The organism is Peribacillus muralis (assembly GCF_001439925.1).
In the GTDB taxonomy this organism is placed as follows: domain Bacteria; phylum Bacillota; class Bacilli; order Bacillales; family DSM-1321; genus Peribacillus; species Peribacillus muralis.
The window spans coordinates 1,234-18,243 of the sequence record NZ_LMBV01000029.1 but is presented as its reverse complement, the minus strand read 5'-3'; the positions used below and the strand labels follow the sequence as shown (position 1 = coordinate 18,243).

17 protein-coding genes are annotated in these 17,010 nt (G+C 39.9%); 13 read left to right on the top strand and 4 right to left on the bottom strand.

What is annotated here, in order from left to right; genetic code table 11:
• Nucleotides 1–288 precede the first annotated feature (288 nt).
• Nucleotides 289–2,109 (bottom strand): laminin G domain-containing metallophosphoesterase family protein, encoded by a 1,821-nt coding sequence (locus ASU00_RS21490; RefSeq protein ID WP_057915507.1) that lies wholly within the window; start codon nucleotides 2,107–2,109, stop codon nucleotides 289–291.
• A gap of 615 nt (nucleotides 2,110–2,724) precedes the next feature.
• The gene (locus ASU00_RS21485) at nucleotides 2,725–3,051 is read right to left on the bottom strand and encodes an antibiotic biosynthesis monooxygenase family protein (RefSeq protein ID WP_057915506.1); all 327 of its coding nucleotides are present in this window, start codon (nucleotides 3,049–3,051) and stop codon (nucleotides 2,725–2,727) included.
• A 231-nt stretch (nucleotides 3,052–3,282) separates the two neighbouring features.
• Here ASU00_RS21485 and ASU00_RS21480 point away from each other — a divergent pair, with 231 nt between their 5' ends.
• The 9 genes from ASU00_RS21480 to ASU00_RS21440 all read left to right on the top strand — a co-directional run bounded on the left by ASU00_RS21480 (nucleotide 3,283) and on the right by ASU00_RS21440 (nucleotide 11,099).
• The gene (locus ASU00_RS21480; RefSeq protein WP_236712800.1) at nucleotides 3,283–4,083 is read left to right on the top strand and encodes a nucleotidyltransferase domain-containing protein; all 801 of its coding nucleotides are present in this window, start codon (nucleotides 3,283–3,285) and stop codon (nucleotides 4,081–4,083) included.
• An 89-nt stretch (nucleotides 4,084–4,172) separates the two neighbouring features.
• A complete protein-coding gene (locus ASU00_RS21475) occupies nucleotides 4,173–4,724 on the top strand; it encodes a dihydrofolate reductase family protein (RefSeq protein WP_057915504.1) in 552 nt (183 codons plus the stop codon).
• 770 nt (nucleotides 4,725–5,494) lie between these two features.
• Nucleotides 5,495–6,364, top strand: coding sequence for a cation diffusion facilitator family transporter (locus ASU00_RS21470; RefSeq protein WP_057915503.1), 870 nt, complete (start codon nucleotides 5,495–5,497; stop codon nucleotides 6,362–6,364).
• A 488-nt stretch (nucleotides 6,365–6,852) separates the two neighbouring features.
• Nucleotides 6,853–7,275 (top strand): VOC family protein, encoded by a 423-nt coding sequence (locus tag ASU00_RS21465; RefSeq protein WP_057915533.1) that lies wholly within the window; start codon nucleotides 6,853–6,855, stop codon nucleotides 7,273–7,275.
• Nucleotides 7,276–7,686: 411 nt separating this feature from the next.
• A complete protein-coding gene (locus ASU00_RS21460; RefSeq protein WP_057915502.1) occupies nucleotides 7,687–9,015 on the top strand; it encodes a PTS sugar transporter subunit IIC in 1,329 nt (442 codons plus the stop codon).
• Nucleotides 9,008–9,286 (top strand): hypothetical protein, encoded by a 279-nt coding sequence (locus ASU00_RS21455; RefSeq protein WP_057915501.1) that lies wholly within the window; start codon nucleotides 9,008–9,010, stop codon nucleotides 9,284–9,286. The genes ASU00_RS21460 and ASU00_RS21455 overlap by 8 nt, the downstream gene beginning before the upstream one ends.
• A gap of 8 nt (nucleotides 9,287–9,294) precedes the next feature.
• Nucleotides 9,295–10,377, top strand: coding sequence for a DUF871 domain-containing protein (locus ASU00_RS21450; RefSeq protein WP_057915500.1), 1,083 nt, complete (start codon nucleotides 9,295–9,297; stop codon nucleotides 10,375–10,377).
• A 26-nt stretch (nucleotides 10,378–10,403) separates the two neighbouring features.
• Nucleotides 10,404–10,742: a PTS sugar transporter subunit IIB gene (locus tag ASU00_RS21445; protein WP_269085347.1), complete on the top strand. Its 339-nt coding sequence runs from the start codon at nucleotides 10,404–10,406 to the stop codon at nucleotides 10,740–10,742.
• A gap of 30 nt (nucleotides 10,743–10,772) precedes the next feature.
• Nucleotides 10,773–11,099 carry a PTS lactose/cellobiose transporter subunit IIA gene (locus ASU00_RS21440; RefSeq protein ID WP_057915498.1) on the top strand — a complete coding sequence of 109 codons (327 nt, stop codon included), beginning with the start codon at nucleotides 10,773–10,775 and terminating at the stop codon, nucleotides 11,097–11,099.
• 175 nt (nucleotides 11,100–11,274) lie between these two features.
• Here the strand turns inward: ASU00_RS21440 and ASU00_RS21435 are convergent, their stop codons facing one another.
• Both ASU00_RS21435 and ASU00_RS21430 read right to left on the bottom strand, forming a co-directional pair.
• Nucleotides 11,275–11,913, bottom strand: a complete 639-nt coding sequence (locus ASU00_RS21435) for an FMN-dependent NADH-azoreductase (RefSeq protein ID WP_057915497.1) — start codon at nucleotides 11,911–11,913, stop codon at nucleotides 11,275–11,277.
• A gap of 64 nt (nucleotides 11,914–11,977) precedes the next feature.
• Nucleotides 11,978–12,619 (bottom strand): NAD(P)-dependent oxidoreductase, encoded by a 642-nt coding sequence (locus tag ASU00_RS21430; protein ID WP_057915496.1) that lies wholly within the window; start codon nucleotides 12,617–12,619, stop codon nucleotides 11,978–11,980.
• A gap of 133 nt (nucleotides 12,620–12,752) precedes the next feature.
• Between ASU00_RS21430 and ASU00_RS21425 the strand changes: the two genes are divergently transcribed.
• From ASU00_RS21425 to ASU00_RS21410, 4 genes are all read left to right on the top strand, one after another.
• Complete coding sequence (locus tag ASU00_RS21425; RefSeq protein WP_057915495.1) at nucleotides 12,753–13,106, top strand: winged helix-turn-helix transcriptional regulator; 354 nt, start codon at nucleotides 12,753–12,755, stop codon at nucleotides 13,104–13,106.
• Nucleotides 13,107–13,395: 289 nt separating this feature from the next.
• The gene (sftI, locus tag ASU00_RS21420; protein ID WP_057915494.1) at nucleotides 13,396–14,736 is read left to right on the top strand and encodes a sulfoquinovose isomerase; all 1,341 of its coding nucleotides are present in this window, start codon (nucleotides 13,396–13,398) and stop codon (nucleotides 14,734–14,736) included.
• 92 nt (nucleotides 14,737–14,828) lie between these two features.
• Nucleotides 14,829–15,554 carry a GntR family transcriptional regulator gene (locus ASU00_RS21415; protein ID WP_236712802.1) on the top strand — a complete coding sequence of 242 codons (726 nt, stop codon included), beginning with the start codon at nucleotides 14,829–14,831 and terminating at the stop codon, nucleotides 15,552–15,554.
• A 29-nt stretch (nucleotides 15,555–15,583) separates the two neighbouring features.
• Nucleotides 15,584–17,010, top strand: a 1,427-nt coding sequence (locus ASU00_RS21410; protein ID WP_082630558.1) for an aldehyde dehydrogenase family protein, incomplete at its 3' end; no start/stop codon positions are given.

Below are 17,010 nucleotides of genomic sequence, written 5' to 3'. Positions count from 1 at the left end.
GATTCATTTGCTTTATTTAAAGAATTAAATCAAACAAGCTGCACATTAATCTTGTGACAGGGTAAGGGGGATGTTCCAGTCCGTTTATTTTTCTGTGAACGTCCCCTCCTTTTTTTTCTGAAGAAGCCGAGAGTGCCAAAGCGTAAAATTTCTTCTTGAAGAACGATTAACAATAAAGAAATACATAGGAAATTATCATATAACCGAAAACGATTCATGGAGAACGGAGGGACCTTGTTGGAACAAGGTAACAGGTCCAAACGAAAGTGCTTTCCTTCCATTTATTCTTTAATGTTTAGCGTCTGCCGGGTGGCTTTGTTTAAAGGTAAATCGCCGTTTGAAATCCCAATTCAATATAAATGAATTATTTTCCCCGGTTAAAAACTTATAATCGATATAGGTTCTTTCCTTTTTTGTCATGTCATCCACATAGGGGGAATAGGTACGGAAAAACAATTGTTTTTTCTTTTCATTGAATTCGACAAGTCTTAGCCAGCCATTCCCGCCCCGATAATTTGATTGATAATTGACAAGCATTTGGATGACATCATTTCCGGCTGTGTTTTGCTTTACCTGATGGGCAATGCCAAAATAATGTCCATTGACCGTCATGAATACTTGATTATGGTCTTTCACAAGTTCATTCCAAATGAGCCGGCCATTAGCCGATTCGGCGGCGATGGTCTTATCTTTTTGCACATTAGGGAAAATGATATCATGTGAGACGAGGATCGTAGGCTTATCTCGATGCCCTTCAAGTACATTTTTCGCCCATTGTAAGTCTTTATGCAGGTTTTTCATATCGACGATCAAGACCAGATATTGATAGCTTCCTGCCTTAGCGATCGCATAAGAGCTATACCCGGATCGAGATGAGCCCTTATAGTATTCTTTATTCTGGAAACGTTGCGGACCATAGTGTGTCAGGAAAGGGTTCCCGGTAGCATAGTCATGATTTCCTGCCGCCATCATATATGGGATATGCTTTTTATCCAATTTGGAAATGGCTGCAAGAGAATTTTGCCATTGCTTTTCTGTATCACTATCGACAATGTCGCCAACGAATGTATTCATAATGATATGTTTCTTTTCCGCGTTATTGGCAATCCAACTCATTTGGCTATTGAAGATTTCTGGATTCTGGCTTGAATATTTCTGTGTATCGGGAATGAAAACGAAATTATAATTTTTTTTATTCGTCAAAAAGGGAAGTGCTTTATTAGTACCTTCAAACGGTTTATCGTCACGGGAATTCTGCACAAGCCAGTCTTTTTTTAGCAATGCCTTGTTGGCTATCCGGATTTCCTCGATATTCCCTGCAAATAGTTTATCCAGTTTATTGCCCCACTCCGATGCACCGATGTTCCAGCCCTTTCCTGTCGCTGCTGCAATGCCGATAACTTTTTCCGATTCTCCGTAATCACTGATGTTATTCAAAGTTAAGGTGGTCGCGCTGCCATCATTAACGACTGCCAAATGGTACCATTCATCAGCATTTAACGATCTGGACCAATTGCTTACATTATAATTTAGATTGGAAGGATGGCTCGTCCAATGTATTTTTTGATCACTTGATACAGTTAGTGCAGAAAGGATTTTTGTGTCGCCGTCCATTTTATGGAGGTCGGCCGCTTTTCCTTGTCTGGAGAATAGCCCTAAACCATTGTTGGTTTTACTTGGTAACTTGATAATCGCTTCAACGGTAAACCCATTTTCGAATTTCTCTGAATTGATCGGTGCGCCTTTCTTTGTTTTGAAGTATCTTCCTGAAGGGCCATTTTCGCGATTAGTGAATTCCAGGCTGTCCACATCTTCACGATCATGAATATCATCTTCAGACCATTGAATCAATTTTTTTATTTCAGGGGAGGCAGTATCCCCGATCGTTACCATCTCTAAATCGTTTCCGTGCTTGCTTGCATCCTCAATCATTAAGTTTCCTTCATCGATTGAACCACTTTTGACATGCTGTCTTGTGAATTTCCAATCTGCCAAGATTGTGTCTCGACCATTTTTTGCATTGTGAGGTATGGAGTTTGCCGAATTGGCAATGCCAGGAACAATCATGAATAATAGTGATAAACCAATAAATGCTTTTTTCATTCTCATAAAAACATGCACCTCCTTCCAGTATAATGAACTATTACACGAGCCGCTATATTGTTATTCCTTAAGTCATCTCGTCACCGAATAACGAATTATGTATGTAGGGAAAGATGGTTCAAACTGCAATATCATATAGTTTGCTTATCTTCTTGTTAACTTATTAAGGATAGGTAAAAAAGGCCTATTCCTCCCTTTCACCTTAGGAAGATAACGCCACTTAAGTTCTATTTAGTCTGTGGAATAACAGCTGATTAATAAAAATAGATCAAGACGAGTAAGCATCTTTTGAAAGAGGTTGAAAGTCTAAACTGAGGCTTGCCACAAACAATGTAGTTTTAGAGGAAATTAACTTGTATCTGTCCATACGCAAAGAGGGTACACGAATTAGAGGGAATTACAATGAAATATAAACCGGAATGTAATCGGTAGGTTTTTGAAAACATCCCGGGCGGAATTTAGCTTTAGCAAGTGAAGCCTTGGAGTGCTTCACGTAAGGATACCGTAACGACAATCTCACTAAAATTAATGATTTTTTGATGTAATGCTTCATAAAAAAATTGAAAATAATTTACTCCGTTTCTTGATTTCTTCAAGACCACGAAAAGCGGTTAAGTTTGCTTACTTATTGTGGTACTCTCTTTCAACTTTGCAAATACGCGTGTAGTATGATGAGTACCAATCTTTCATGCCCTTTTCTTGTGCTTTTTTGTGAAGAGCATGTTCCTTCCAATGCTTTATTGAATTCAAGGATTTCCAATAAGATACGGTAATTCCTAAACCATTTTGATCCCTTACGCTCTCGATTCCTAAATAACCTTCTTGCTGAGCGGCAAGCTCATCCATGAGTTCAGCGGTTAAATCATAGGCTGCTGCATCTCCTTCAATTCTTTTGGATGTGAAAATACAAGCGTAATATGGCGGTTCGGGTGTATTTGCAAAAAACATGAATGAATCCCCCTTTAGTTATCTTACTATTCAAAATAATACCATAACGGGATTAGCAAGGATAGAGATAGTGGAGGACGTTGAAATTCAAGCCAAGTAAAGACCTTTATTCAAGAGGAAGAAGGGGTTTATTTACTTTTGGACGAATATATTACTTTGACGGTTTGTTAATAAAAGGAGATGGTTTTATGTGTGGGATTCTTTAGTGAACATTTGAAAAGAGATTCTTTTTTGCCGAAGCATCGCGATATTCTGTTGCATAACGCTGTAAGAGATTTATCGGACGACGGTGATGTATTGGCCATATACCTTGCAGGGTCTTTAGCGAAAGGAAACTTTGATGAATACTCAGATATAGATTTGCATACAGTTGTCACAAAAGAGCAAAAAGCGAAATATATAAATGGGAAATTGGAACGAGCCAATCGTTGGGGAAATGCTGCTTTTCATGAAGATCACCATTCTTCTACACCATATATCGTCACTCATTATGATACTTTCGTAAAAGTCGATAGCTGGTATCACTCTCCTGAGGAAGTGGTACCTTCCATCTGGATGAAAGAAATTGAAATCCTTTATGATCCCTTTACCATCATGAAACAAATTGTTAAGGCATCGGCGGACTATGTTTACCAGCCTTCCGTGGAGGAAGTGGAGCTTTGGAGGGGGAAGCTGCTTGCTTTTATCCATGAAACATATCGGGCTGTTATGAGGGAAGAAAGATTATATGCACGAGCTAATCTCGATAAATTTCGCTGGCTCATCGTGTTAGGCTGGTATATGGAAATGGGGGAGCATATAGACGGTCCCTATGGAGCGTGGACAAAAATTGAGGGAAAAAGAAGTAAATTGGATGGAAAGAAATTAAATCTGTTAAAGGAATGGGGCAGTGATCGTAATGGTCATGAAATCATGAAAACGATGAGAGATATGATCCCGGAATTTCTTAGGATAAATGAATGCCTTAGTATCCGCTTGGACATCGAACGGAATGAAGTTCAGATAAACAGGGTTATAAAAATGGCTACTTGATCTCAGTATTCATAGTGAGACGATTGATGAATGAGTTTGCATTTCGATTTTAAATTCAATTGATAAACAGGTACGGAGGGAGAGCTAAAGTGGCAGAATTGATCTATCATGTAGCAGTATCGCTGGACCATTTCATTGCGGACCAAGGCATAGTGGATGGGGAAATAAATAAATCGTTTTTTCTTTTCGAAGGAGAGCATGTCCCGGATTTTTTAACGGAAATTCAGCAATATAGTGCGGTGTTGATGGGGCGAAAAACATATGAGTTCGGATTTCATTTCGGCGCAAAACCGGGTGAACCTGGATACAAGGGTCTGAAGCATTACATCTTTTCAAGCTCCCTTCAGTTCGAATCGAACGAGGAAGTGGAGCTTATCAAGGGAGATGCCGTGGCTTTCATTAAAAACCTCAAGCAGCAAGAAGAAGGAAAGCTATGGCTATGCGGCGGAGGCGAACTTGCAGGAAGTTTAATTAAACATAAACTCATCGATCAATTGATACTGAAAGTGAATCCCATCATCATCGGAGAAGGCATCCCTCTTTTCGGCAGCGTAAAGTCAATGCTTAAACTGGATTTAGTTGATTTGAAACAGTATCCAAACGGTGTGATCAAACCGACTTATAAGATTATTTATACGTAGGGATAAAGTGATAGGGTTGCATCAGCGACCCTTTTTTTGCTGTAAAAAGATTTGCAGTGTGAAAATTCATCAGAAAAATTCTCCCTCTTTACAGCAAGATACTTCCGTGTTTTCCGTTAAGTGAAGGTAGCCAGGCACCCATAGCTTTTACATCGACTTGAGGCACCTGTATCTAGTTCCCATGTCCAAATGCATGAGTTTTCATTATCATTGGGTGTGGTCTCCTGAACTCTTTCAAAACCATTTATCGATGGCTCTATCTAGGTCGGCTAAGCGGTACATATAACCGTCCTTCGTCATAAAGGAAATAGAATGGCGCCGATATAGTTCTTTAGTCATTTTTCTAGTAGACCAGCTAATCTTTTTTAGGGCTTCTAGTGTTCCACTTTCAAATTTGGGCAGAAGTGTACAGCTCTAAATACCTCCGTGTAAGGGTTGTTTGCCTTCATATTACACGAAGGATTCATGGGTTTTCTTTGTTTATTGTTGGCTCTTTTCGTAAAGATTGTTGTTTTAAAAATGAAATTAACCACACCGGTATTACTTGGTGAATAGCAAATTATGCGAAAACAGTCATATTTTTAGATGTCGCACTTTTATAATACAATTGGTCAGACGAAAAAATATATTTTTTCTTTTCAGACAGTTTGCTTCGTGCAACATAGTTACCTAGTACTTACTTATATAAAACGGTACAAAAAGGTTGCTATAGACCCACCCAATTTTAAGTTGGTATGATAATTGAGTACTTAATTGTGGGGGGAAGTTGAATGGAAGAACAAAAATATAATGACCTCAAATTAGGCGAACGCGGTGCAATCATAAGTATAATTGCTTATATTTGTCTATCTATTATAAAACTGGTCATTGGATACATAAGTGACTCAGCTGCTCTAAAGGCAGATGGATTGAACAATACGACTGATATCATCGCATCCATTGCCGTACTGATTGGATTAAGGCTAGCACAAAGGCCCCCCGATAAAGATCATGCATATGGTCATTGGAAAAGTGAAACGATTGCCAGCATGGTTGCTTCATTCATCATGTTTGCCGTTGGTATACAGGTGTTAATCGATGCCATTTCGTCCATGCTAAAAGGCGGCAAGGAATCACCTGACATACTGGCAGGGTATGTGGGTATTTTATCAGCCATCGCCATGTATTTTGTATACCGATATAATAAAAAATTGGCTCTCAAAATTAACAGCAAAGCCGTTATGGCCGCTTCGAAAGATAATATTTCGGATGCTTGGGTAAGTATCGGAACCGCCATAGGAATCTTCGGCTCCCAACTAAACATGCCTTGGCTGGATCCGTTGACCGCAATCATTGTAGGACTACTAATATGCAAAACGGCATGGGAGATATTTATACAAGCTTCTCATGAACTTTCTGATGGATTTGATGAAGATAAAATTTATCTTTATAAAGATGTCATCACAAACGTGGAAGGCGTTAAGGGCATAAAAGAAATTAAAGGAAGAAATTATGGGAATAATGAAGTCATCGATGTTGTGATTCTTGTTAATTCCACGTTGGATATTAAAGAAGCTCACGATATTGCGACACATGTAGAAAAAGTAATGACGAAGGATCATGGAGTTTACGATGTTCATGTCCATGTAGAGCCGAATTAAATGGCTTTCATTTGAACGAGATGATACTCCAAAACTATAATACAAATGCTTAAGATATACATGCAGTGGCAGGCGATCTCTCTCTAAATTCTTAGAGGGAGATTTTTTCCTATCGGGATTAATGAAAGCTGTAGAAATAGCTAGGTACTTTAAGGGAGATCAAAACAAAAGAATTTGAAGATCATCACCAGAATGTTATACATAAATACTGAATGTTGATTAAAAAAGGGAGTGCTGCTTAACATAGAAGATGGGTCAGTAAAGGAACATAACCAGGACGAAGCGGACCATAGCTCCTTTAAAACGTTTAAAGGGAAGGATAAATGATATAATTTGTAATCAAAGTTCCTTTCTGTCTTATTACAGATTAGACATGTGGGGAGAAGAGTTGTTTGAATCTATTCCTTTCACTAAAGGAATTTGACTAAAAATAAATAAGTGTGATTGTGGTGGTTACCATGGGAAGAATCATAAAGGGGGAACATATGTTGAAACCGCGTATTACTGTACTAACGATAGGTGTGGATGATCTGGAAAAATCGCTTGCGTTTTATCGTGATGGATTGGGATTTCAAACTGAAGGGATTATAGGAAAGGAATTTGAGCATGGCGCCGTTGCCTTTTTCGACTTGCAAGCAGGTCTAAAGCTTGCCATTTGGAAACGAAGCGATATAGCGCATGAGGCTAAGGTTCCTTTATCACAGGCAAGTTCCTCGGAATTTACCATTGGCCATAATGTAGGAAGCAAGGAAGAAGTGAATAGTGTGTTGGAGCAGGCGAATAAAGCGGGAGCCGTCATAACCGATCCGGCACACGATACATTTTGGGGAGGATATTCTGGACACTTTAAAGACCCTGACGGCCACCTTTGGGAGGTAGTCTGGAATCCTCAGTGGGACTCGAAAGAATAATGGATGCCTTTTTGATCCACGCCAACGTGCTTACTTGAAACAACCTGATATATGAATATTGAAATGAAGGAAGCACATAACCTGGGAAGGCGTGCTTCCTTTTTTATTTATGTATTACGGAATTCGGCATTGGATTTTTCAATATTCCCATGTACTCAAGCAGCCAGCCGACCGATAAAATAGGCATGGGTGCAACGATTATCGCTATATCAATTAGGCGTTATGCTTCATGTCCCATTTGAAAACCTCGACCTATGCATCATGTTCCTTTTTCATTAGGGTCTTCTTTATTTCGAAAATATAATGAGCTAATCCAATTATTAATGTTGACATAATCAATGTAACGTTATAATGTTTACTTATTGTAATTTTAAGTTTTTTCAGACTTTTAACCAAAAGGGGGAATAGTTATTGAATAATTTTATGGGTTTACTCGAAATGAAAGTGCTTCCAGTCGCAAACAAAATAGGTTCACAAAGACATTTGCTAGCAATCCGGCATGGTGTCCTTGCTACACTTCCTTTAACGATTATCGGTTCATTTTTTGTTATTTTATTGAATTTCCCAATTGATGGGTATGACGAATGGATTGCTCCTTACCGAGCTGCATTGGATGTACCTTTCCGATTTACAGTTGGGGCGATGGCTCTCTATGCTGCTTTCGGGGTGGGTTCGGCTCTTGCTGGTCATTATAAATTAGATCAGCTCAGTGCAGGCTTTCTATCAGTCTTAGCTTTTCTGATTACATGTGTGGTGCCTACCCAAGTCATGGAAACAGTTCCAGGTGTGATTGAGGCGGGGCGCTGGTTACCTATTAGCGCTTTAAGTGCTGCTTCTTTGTTCGGAGCGATCGTTACCTCATTGATATCCGTTGAAATTTTTCATTTTCTTATAAAACGGGACATTAAAATCAAATTACCGGAAAGTGTCCCGCCAATGGTGTCCAACTCTTTTGCAGCCCTGATTCCAACATTGGTGGTGGTCCTTCTTTTCTGGGGCATTCGTTACGGTTTAGGTTTTGATATTAATTCAATCATCACGACTTTGGTGTCTCCTCTCAAGGATCTTTTGGTCGGTAATAGTTTAATAGGCGGTCTGCTTACAGTCTTCCTCATCGTTTTCTTTTGGTCGCTTGGTATTCACGGACCGGCCATATTGGGTCCGATCATACGGCCGATGTGGGATTCGGCGATACTCGAGAATATGGATGCATTTGCAAGAACGGGTAATGCGGCGAATTTGCCAAATTTATTTACCGAGCAATTCATTCAATGGTTCGTTTGGATTGGTGGCGCAGGATCGACTTTATCGCTTGTAGTACTGTTCTTATTTTCAAAATCGAAGTATTTAAAAGAGCTGGGTAAACTGTCCTTTGTACCAGGGATTTTTAATATTAATGAACCTGTCATCTTTGGAGCACCTATCGTCATGAATCCGATATTGATGGTTCCGTTCATTGTTGCTCCTTTAGTGAATGTCGTCGTTTCATACACGTTCTTTCAATTAGGATTGATACCTATGATCATGGCCAAGCTTCCGTTTACGGTCTTCGGCCCGATTGCCGCTGTAATCAGCACGGATTGGACAATCATGGCAGGAGTTCTCGTTATATTGAATTTCTCCATTTCATTAATGATTTATTTTCCGTTTTTCAAGATGTTCGAAAAGCAGCACCTGCGTGATGAAAATAAAATCGAAGATGGACCGGAAGAAAAAAAGGCAGGCATTAAATATGCTTGAAATTATAGGCGCAGTGCTAGCCTTTGTCGGTGCCCAAATCCTTTTTTCGCGAACGAAGCTAGCTGAATGGATAACACCTTGGAAATCTGTCGGCTTTACCATTTTAATTATTAGCATTTCCATCATTTTATTTAGCGCATTAGGGTCAACTTATTATTTGATTGTCATCATACCAACCATTGTTTGTTCTGTAATGGTATCTTCCCGCTACCGTGACTATTTAATGAGGGTACAGGCAAGGCGGGTTCAATGGAAAGAAAATAAGGAGTGAATGAAGCTATGAGGAGATTGGGAATATCGATTTATCCGGAACATTCTACACCGGATCTCGACAAGCAATATATAAAACTGGCGCATCATTATGGGTTTGAACGGATATTCACGTGCTTATTATCGGTTTCAAAACCTTATGAAGTCGTCATGGAAGAATATAAAGATATCATTTCTTATGCGAAAACGCTGGATATGGAAGTCATCCTTGATGTTGCGCCGGCTGTTTTTGACAACTTTAATATAAGTTATGATGATTTAGGATTTTTCGCGGAAATGGGAGCGGATGGCGTTCGACTGGATTTGGGTTTTGATGGTTTGAAGGAAGCTAAAATGACGTATAACCCTTATGGATTGAAAATTGAATTGAATATGAGCAATGATGTCGATTATTTAGCTAATATCTTGTCGCATCAAGCCAATAAGAATCAGTTGATTGGGTGTCATAATTTTTATCCGCAAAAATTCACTGGACTGCCTTATGAATTCTTCATCTCCTGCAGCAAGCGATTTAAAGAACATGGCATCCGGACAGCGGCATTTGTTACTTCACAAACGGGCGACATAGGGCCTTGGAACATCAACGATGGATTGTGCACATTGGAACAGCATCGTGAACTTTCCATTGATGTACAAGCCAAGCATTTATGGGCCACAGACTTAATTGATGATGTGATCATTGGAAACGCTTATGCCAGTGAAGCGGAATTGAAAATGCTGGGAGCTTTACAGCGGAACATGATCGAGTTCAAAGTGGAGCTCCATTCGGATGCATCTCCCATCGAGCATCAAGTCGCCTTGGATGAAATACATATTCGCCGTGGGGATATTAGTGAGTATATGGTCCGATCTGTTGAAGTCCGGAAAAAATACGGAAATGAAAATTTTGCGATTCGAAAAAGTGTTCCACAGCAAGAAGGGGCCGTTTTCATCGGCAATGATTCCTTTGGAAAATATAAAGGAGAGCTTCAAGTAATTTTACGGGACATGCCCTTGGATGAACGGAAGAACCTCGTTGCACAAATTGTGGAGGAAGAACGGTTTTTACTGGATTATATTAAGCCATGGAGCTCATTTAGACTGATTAACTAAGCAGGATCAAAGTTTGCAGGAAACAAATAAAACAAAGTAATTATGAGGAGGAAAATGGAATGAATATACTATTATGCTGTTCTGCAGGAATGTCTACAAGTCTATTGGTCAATAAAATGGAGAAAGCCGCATTGGAAGAAGGCGTGAATGCGAAAATCCAGGCAGTAGCCACTACCGAAGTAAGAAATCATATTAACGATGTGGATGTGGTTTTGTTAGGACCACAGGTTCGTTATCTACTCAATGATATAAGGAAAATAGGAGATGAAAAGGGTGTACCGGTAGATACGATAAATCCGATGCACTATGGATCATGCAATGGCAAGGAAGTGTTGAAAACCGCCATCGAATTAATAGCTAAATAAACTACTTTCAAAAGATAAGAGGGTGCTAAAATGGCGAAAACGAAAGAGGATTTATCCGAACTATCCTTTCAATTGATTCTTCATAGCGGGAATGCCCGCAGTTGTGCAATGGAAGCAATCTCCTTGCAAAAGCAAGGTAAATCCAGCGATGCTCAAGAAAAGTTAAGAGAAGCGGAGCAAGAGTTTGTCGCGGCACATAAAATCCAAACCGCCTTGATCCAAGCAGAAGTGAATGGTGAGCATTTCGATATACCCATGCTGCTGATTCATGCTCAAGATCACCTGATGACCTCCATGACAACAAAAGATTTAGCGATAGAAATCGTGGAATTACATGAAAAAACACAAAAGGTTTGATGGTTCAATGAGTCAATGAAAGAGGCTGCTGCGGCAGCCTTTTTTGATGATTTAAGCAAAAAAATATTACAGTTTAAAGAATGAACTCTAAACTGTAATATTTTGCGGACGCTATACGGATGTATCGTGCCGCCTGCTATCCATTAGATACCTCTTATTCACAAGACCATGCGCTTTAAAAGGTAGTTGCTAACTGTTTTGCTTCCTGAATCCCTTTTTCTTTAATTTCCTGTGCCCGGTCAGGATATTGATTGTGCCCTTCGATAAATATCCCTTCCAAAGAAGGAACACCAAAGAATCCCACAAGTAGGTTTTTAATATAACGGTGTCCCATTTCTAGATCAGCTGCCGGTCCTTCAGAATAAATGCCGCCACGCGCTTGAATATGCAGTGCTTTTTTATCCGTTAATAAACCGACGGGGCCACTTGCCGTATATTTGAATGTCTTTCCGGCTACTGCAACTGAATCAAGATATGCCTTCATGACAGGAGGGAAGGAAAAATTCCACATAGGCGTAACAAATACATATTTATCAGCGGAGACAAATTGTTCACTCAGCTCTCCGAGACGGTTTACTTTTTCTTTTTCCTGATCTGAAAGCTCTTCAAATCCTTTTCCTGTTTGAAGTTTCCCCCAACCACTGAATATATCGGCATCAAGTGCAGGAATATGCTCCTTGTATAAGTCGATATGAACCACTTCATCGCTAGGGTTACTCTGTTTATAGGCTTCAATAAAAGAGCTTCCCGCCGCCATACTAAAAGAATGTGAATCATCAAGTGGATGTGCTGTAATATAAAGGATTTTTGCCATAATCAATACCCGCTTTCCAAAGTTTATAAAGTAGCCTCGACCTGTAACATCAAGGCTCTTTCATTTATTCTGCTTCACCAACAAGAGTGAAGCGTTCATTCACATGCTGTGGTTTTTCGATTTCATCAACTACGGCGATGGCATAGTCAGCATAGCTAATGTAGCTTTGCCCTTTACCATTCAAAATGACATGGTCTTTCCCTGACTGATAGGAACCGGTTTTTTTTCCTTCCGGATCAAAGAAACCTGCAGGGCTGATATATGTCCACGTAATGGAATTTGCTTCTTGCAATTCCTCAAGCTGCTTCGCTGCATTGGATGCAGTCGGATATACAAAGTCCGGGAAATCGGGTGTATCCATAAGTCTTTTTGTTTTTTCTTCATCAACAAAGAGACTTCCGGCGCCGCCAACGACGATCAATTTTGTATTTGGGGCATCTTGAAGTGCTTTGATCATTATCCTTCCAGCATCTACATATAAATGCTCCTCGCCTTCTGGTGCTTTGTACGTATTGACCACTACATCAAAGGCTGTAAGATCTGATCCTGTTAGCGCAAAAATATCTTTTTCAATAACGTTAACGTTTGGTTCGGTAATTCTTGAAGCATTTCTCACGATTGCCGTTACGTCGAATCCTCTATCTTTCGCTTCTCTCAATATTAGGTTTCCAACTTTACCACTTGCACCGATAATTCCAATTTTCATCTTAAGTCCTCCCAAAACTATTGTGTGTTAAAGTACAGTCATATATTATTACATTGGACGTAATTTTGTAAGTAGTGATTTTTTTATAACATAGTCACAAAAACAAGACCAATAGGGAAGGGAAGGATTAGACATGGCTCGGACTTCATTTCAGGGGGAAATTCCAAAGGAACAAATAGAGGTATGCCCCGTAACGGAAACGCAAAATGTGATTTCAGGTAAATGGAAAATTATAATATTATGGCATTTGAAAGAGACAAGACGATTTGGTGAGCTTCAAAGATTGGTACCCGGAATTTCAAAAGGAATATTGACAAGTCAGTTAAGGGAATTGGAGAAAGACCAAATGGTCATAAGAAAAGTATATCCAGAAGTACCCCCAAAAGTAGAATATTCGCTAGCTGAGGCAGGGAAGGGTTTCATGCCTATACTAGAAAGTATGGGTGAATGGGGAAAGAAATATGCTATCCACAGCAAAAAATCCTAATAAATATATTAGGCTCTCGAGGTTTCTAAATCCCGAGAGCCTTTAGTTTTGCCAGCATGTAGAACTTCCAGTATGAAATATATATCAAGCTGTAGAAAAACTTGAACTGGAGCCACCGACCATACATTGACGGGGTGTTTTTAATGCTACTTTTACACCTCTTTACCTGAAAGGTTCGTACAGCTTTACTCTTTCCATTTTTATATGTATATTTTCATTGATAAAGATAGGTATGTATTTTATAATGGTTATAATGAATCGTTTGTAACAGATAAGAGGGGGTTCGTACATGCTTAACACGGTCGTATTATATGTACCTATTGGTAGAAAAACGTTTGATATAGAAGCCGCTGAAACATATCGTAAACAAAGTATGAAGTGGTTAGAAGAAAGTTGCAGCCATCTTGTAGCACCAGATCAAACTGTGACATCCGTTGAGGAACTTCAAGATTTTCTGGATTCGATAAAAGATGTGAAAATCGATTCGATTTTATATCAGAGTGTTACGTTTGCAGATGGAGAGTTCATGGTCAAGATATTGGAGTATTTCAAGCAGCCTGTCATTGTTTGGTCAGTCCGTGAACCTAGTGTGGGAGGTCGTCTTCGCCTGAACTCGTTAACGGGTGGGAATAGTACAAGCAATGTACTGCGTAATCATCAGCATCCTTTTGCTTTTGTTTTCGGAAATCCGGATGAAGAAGATTTAAGAAAGCGTTTACTAAGGCAATTTAATGTGATGCGTGTGTTCAAGGCATTAAGTGAACTGAAAATAGGCGTTGTAGGGGATTATCCACCAGGTTTCTTCTTTTCACAGGCAAATGAAGGAGAACTGCAAACAGCACTTGGGGTTACACTTCATAAGATTGATTTACAAGAGGCGTTTGCTCGGTGCGTGGAACTTCCAGAGCAAGAATGGATTGGTGAAATAGATCGTGCAGAGAGACAGGTCATAGGGTTGAACCGAAAGGATGAAACCGTAACGAAATTCGCTCAGTTTTCAACGTACATAAAAAAACATATTCAGCAAGAAGAGTTGGACGCATTAGCGATGCGTTGTTGGCCTGACTTTTTTAACGAGTTGGGAGCGGCGCCATGCTCGACTTTATCTCAGTTCACGGAAGACGGAATGGTGACATCTTGTGAATCCGATATTCACGGGTCAGTTTCCATGTTTATTTTACGTGAATTAGCTGATGGAAATGCACCATATTTGGGAGACATGGTCCATGTGGATGAAGCAAAAAATTCGGTCGTATTTTGGCATTGCGGTGCCGGAGCGTACTCTCTTGCCAATCCTTCTACAGGAGCAACAGTCGGTGTACATCCGAATCGGAAAATAGGATTTGCAATGGATTTTGGTTTGAAAGCAGGAGTCGTGACGATCTTTAGAGTAAGTCATACACCTGAAGGCTATCGCCTTTTAGTCATGAAAGGAAATGCATTGGATGTAGAGCAGCCTTTTTCAGGGACTTCCGTGGAAGTTGAATTGAAAACAGATGTAACGGATACACTTTACAAACTTATGCATGCAGGATACGAACCCCACTTCGCTTTAGTTTACGGAGATGTAACCGAACACCTAATCGAATTGGGACGAATGCTTCAATTACAAACCGAAGTATATGTTTAAGAAATAGTATCTCTCCCTTACAGCAAAAGCTAGGACATGATATATACTTTATCTTAAAGACTGGCTTGAAGGAGTTGGACAACGTGAAAAATATGATAGATGCCAATAAAAATATGGCACTTTATTTACAGGTGAAAGACATTTTAGTTAAGCGGATTCAGGAAAAAGTATGGAAGGCAAACGCTTTAATTCCAACGGAACAAGAGTTGATGCAAGAATTTGATGTAAGTCGCACTACATTAAGGCAGGCCATTTCCATTCTCGTCCAAGACGGCTTACTGGAGAAGAAACAAGGAAGAGGGACAATCGTAAAGCCCCAGCCCCTTATCGGTGGAAGTTTAGGAAGGCTAAAGGGATTAGCGGAAGAAGTAACGAAGAGAGGTTTAACACCTAATTCAAAATTACTGCGTGCCGATTTTAAAAAAGACCTCTTTTACGAAACATCCATGCTTCAATTAGCAGACGGGGCAGAAGTTTGCGTAATTGAAAGGGTCCGTTTCGCTGATGATGTCCCGATTGCGATCGAACGCTCATGTTGGCCGCTCCATATTGGAGAAATCATTAAAAAGCATGATTTAAATAATGCGAAATTTTATGACATCCTAGAGGAAAATGAAATTTTCTTAAAACGTGCAAAAGAAAAGATTTGCGCGATCAACGCCACTATTTATGAAGCGGATTTACTTGGGATTCGTGGTGGAGAAGCTTTGCTTGAAATGACAAGACTAAGCTTTGGATTTGATGATAAACCACTTGAATTTACGATAACGAAATATCGCAGTGATAAATATCATTACGATATTGATCTTCTTAGATAAATTTTAATATGACTAAGGGAGTGGAGAGAATGACGAATGCAACACAAGTTGAGCAATTTGGTTTATATGTGGCGGGTCTCTGGGAAACAACATCAGAAACGATGAACGTATTAAACAAATATACACAAAAACCAGCAGCAGAAATTTCAATAGCAACAAAACAACATGTGGATTCAGCCGTAAAGAGTGCAAAAACTGCTCTAAAGCAAAATTTCTCATCATATGATCGATATGAGGTATTAATGAAAGCCGCTCAGTTGTTATTAGGGCGTCGCGAAGAATTTGCCCGAATTTTAGCGATAGAAGTTGGAAAATCCATTCGTGAATCACGCGTAGAAGTAGACCGCTCTGCTCAAACTTTACAAATATCTGCAGAAGAAGCAAAGCGGATTCATGGAGAAGGTGTGCCTGTTGAGTCAGCTCAAGGTTCCGAAAATCGGATGGCCTTTACCGTCCGTGTGCCAGTAGGTGTCATTGCCGCTATCACTCCATTTAATGCTCCGATAAATCTGGTCTGCCATAAAATCGGACCGGCACTTGCGGCTGGTAATAGTGTGGTCTTAAAACCAGCTGAAGTAACTCCAATCTGTGCGATTAAACTGGCAAGCTTATTGGAAGAAGCTGGGCTACCTAAAGGACGCCTCCAAGTGCTGACTGGAGATGGTGCGCAAATCGGTGGATGGTTACTGGAAAATCAAGATGTTAACATGTTCACATTTACAGGAAGTCCACGAGTGGGAGAATTAATTCGTTCAAAAGCTGGCTTACGAAAAGTGTCTCTTGAATTAGGAAACAATTCAGCGACCATCGTTCATAAAGATTCAGATGTAGAAAAAGCTGCAACTTTAGTTTCACAAAAAAGCTTTAGCAATGCAGGACAAGTTTGTATATCCGTCCAACGCATTTATGTTCATAAAGATATCTATGAATCTTTTGTTGCTAAGTTAATAGAAAAAACGGAAGAGTTCGTGGTAGGTAACCCAATGGATGAAAAAACAGATATTGGGCCAATGATTCGCCTTACTGAAGCGGAGAGAGTAGAGGCATGGGTGAAAGAAGCAGTGGAACAAGGTGCACGGATTGAGGTTGGTGGCAAACGTGAAGGTGCCTTCTATTGGCCTACAATTTTAACGAATGTAAATGATGACATGAAAGTTTGCCGACAAGAAGTGTTTGGCCCAGTTGTATCAATCGCCACATATGAAGAAATAGACGAAGTGATCGCTAAAGTTAACGACTCTGATTACGGGTTGCAAGCTGGACTTTTCACGAACGATTTGCAAGTAGCGATGAAAGCAGCGCGTGAAATAGAAGTGGGCGGACTGATAGTAAATGATGCTTCAGCATACCGGGTCGACCATATGCCTTATGGTGGCGTGAAGAAAAGTGGTAATGGAAAAGAAGGCCCAAAATATGCGATTGAAGAAATGACGGAAGAGCGTATCATTGTCTTGAA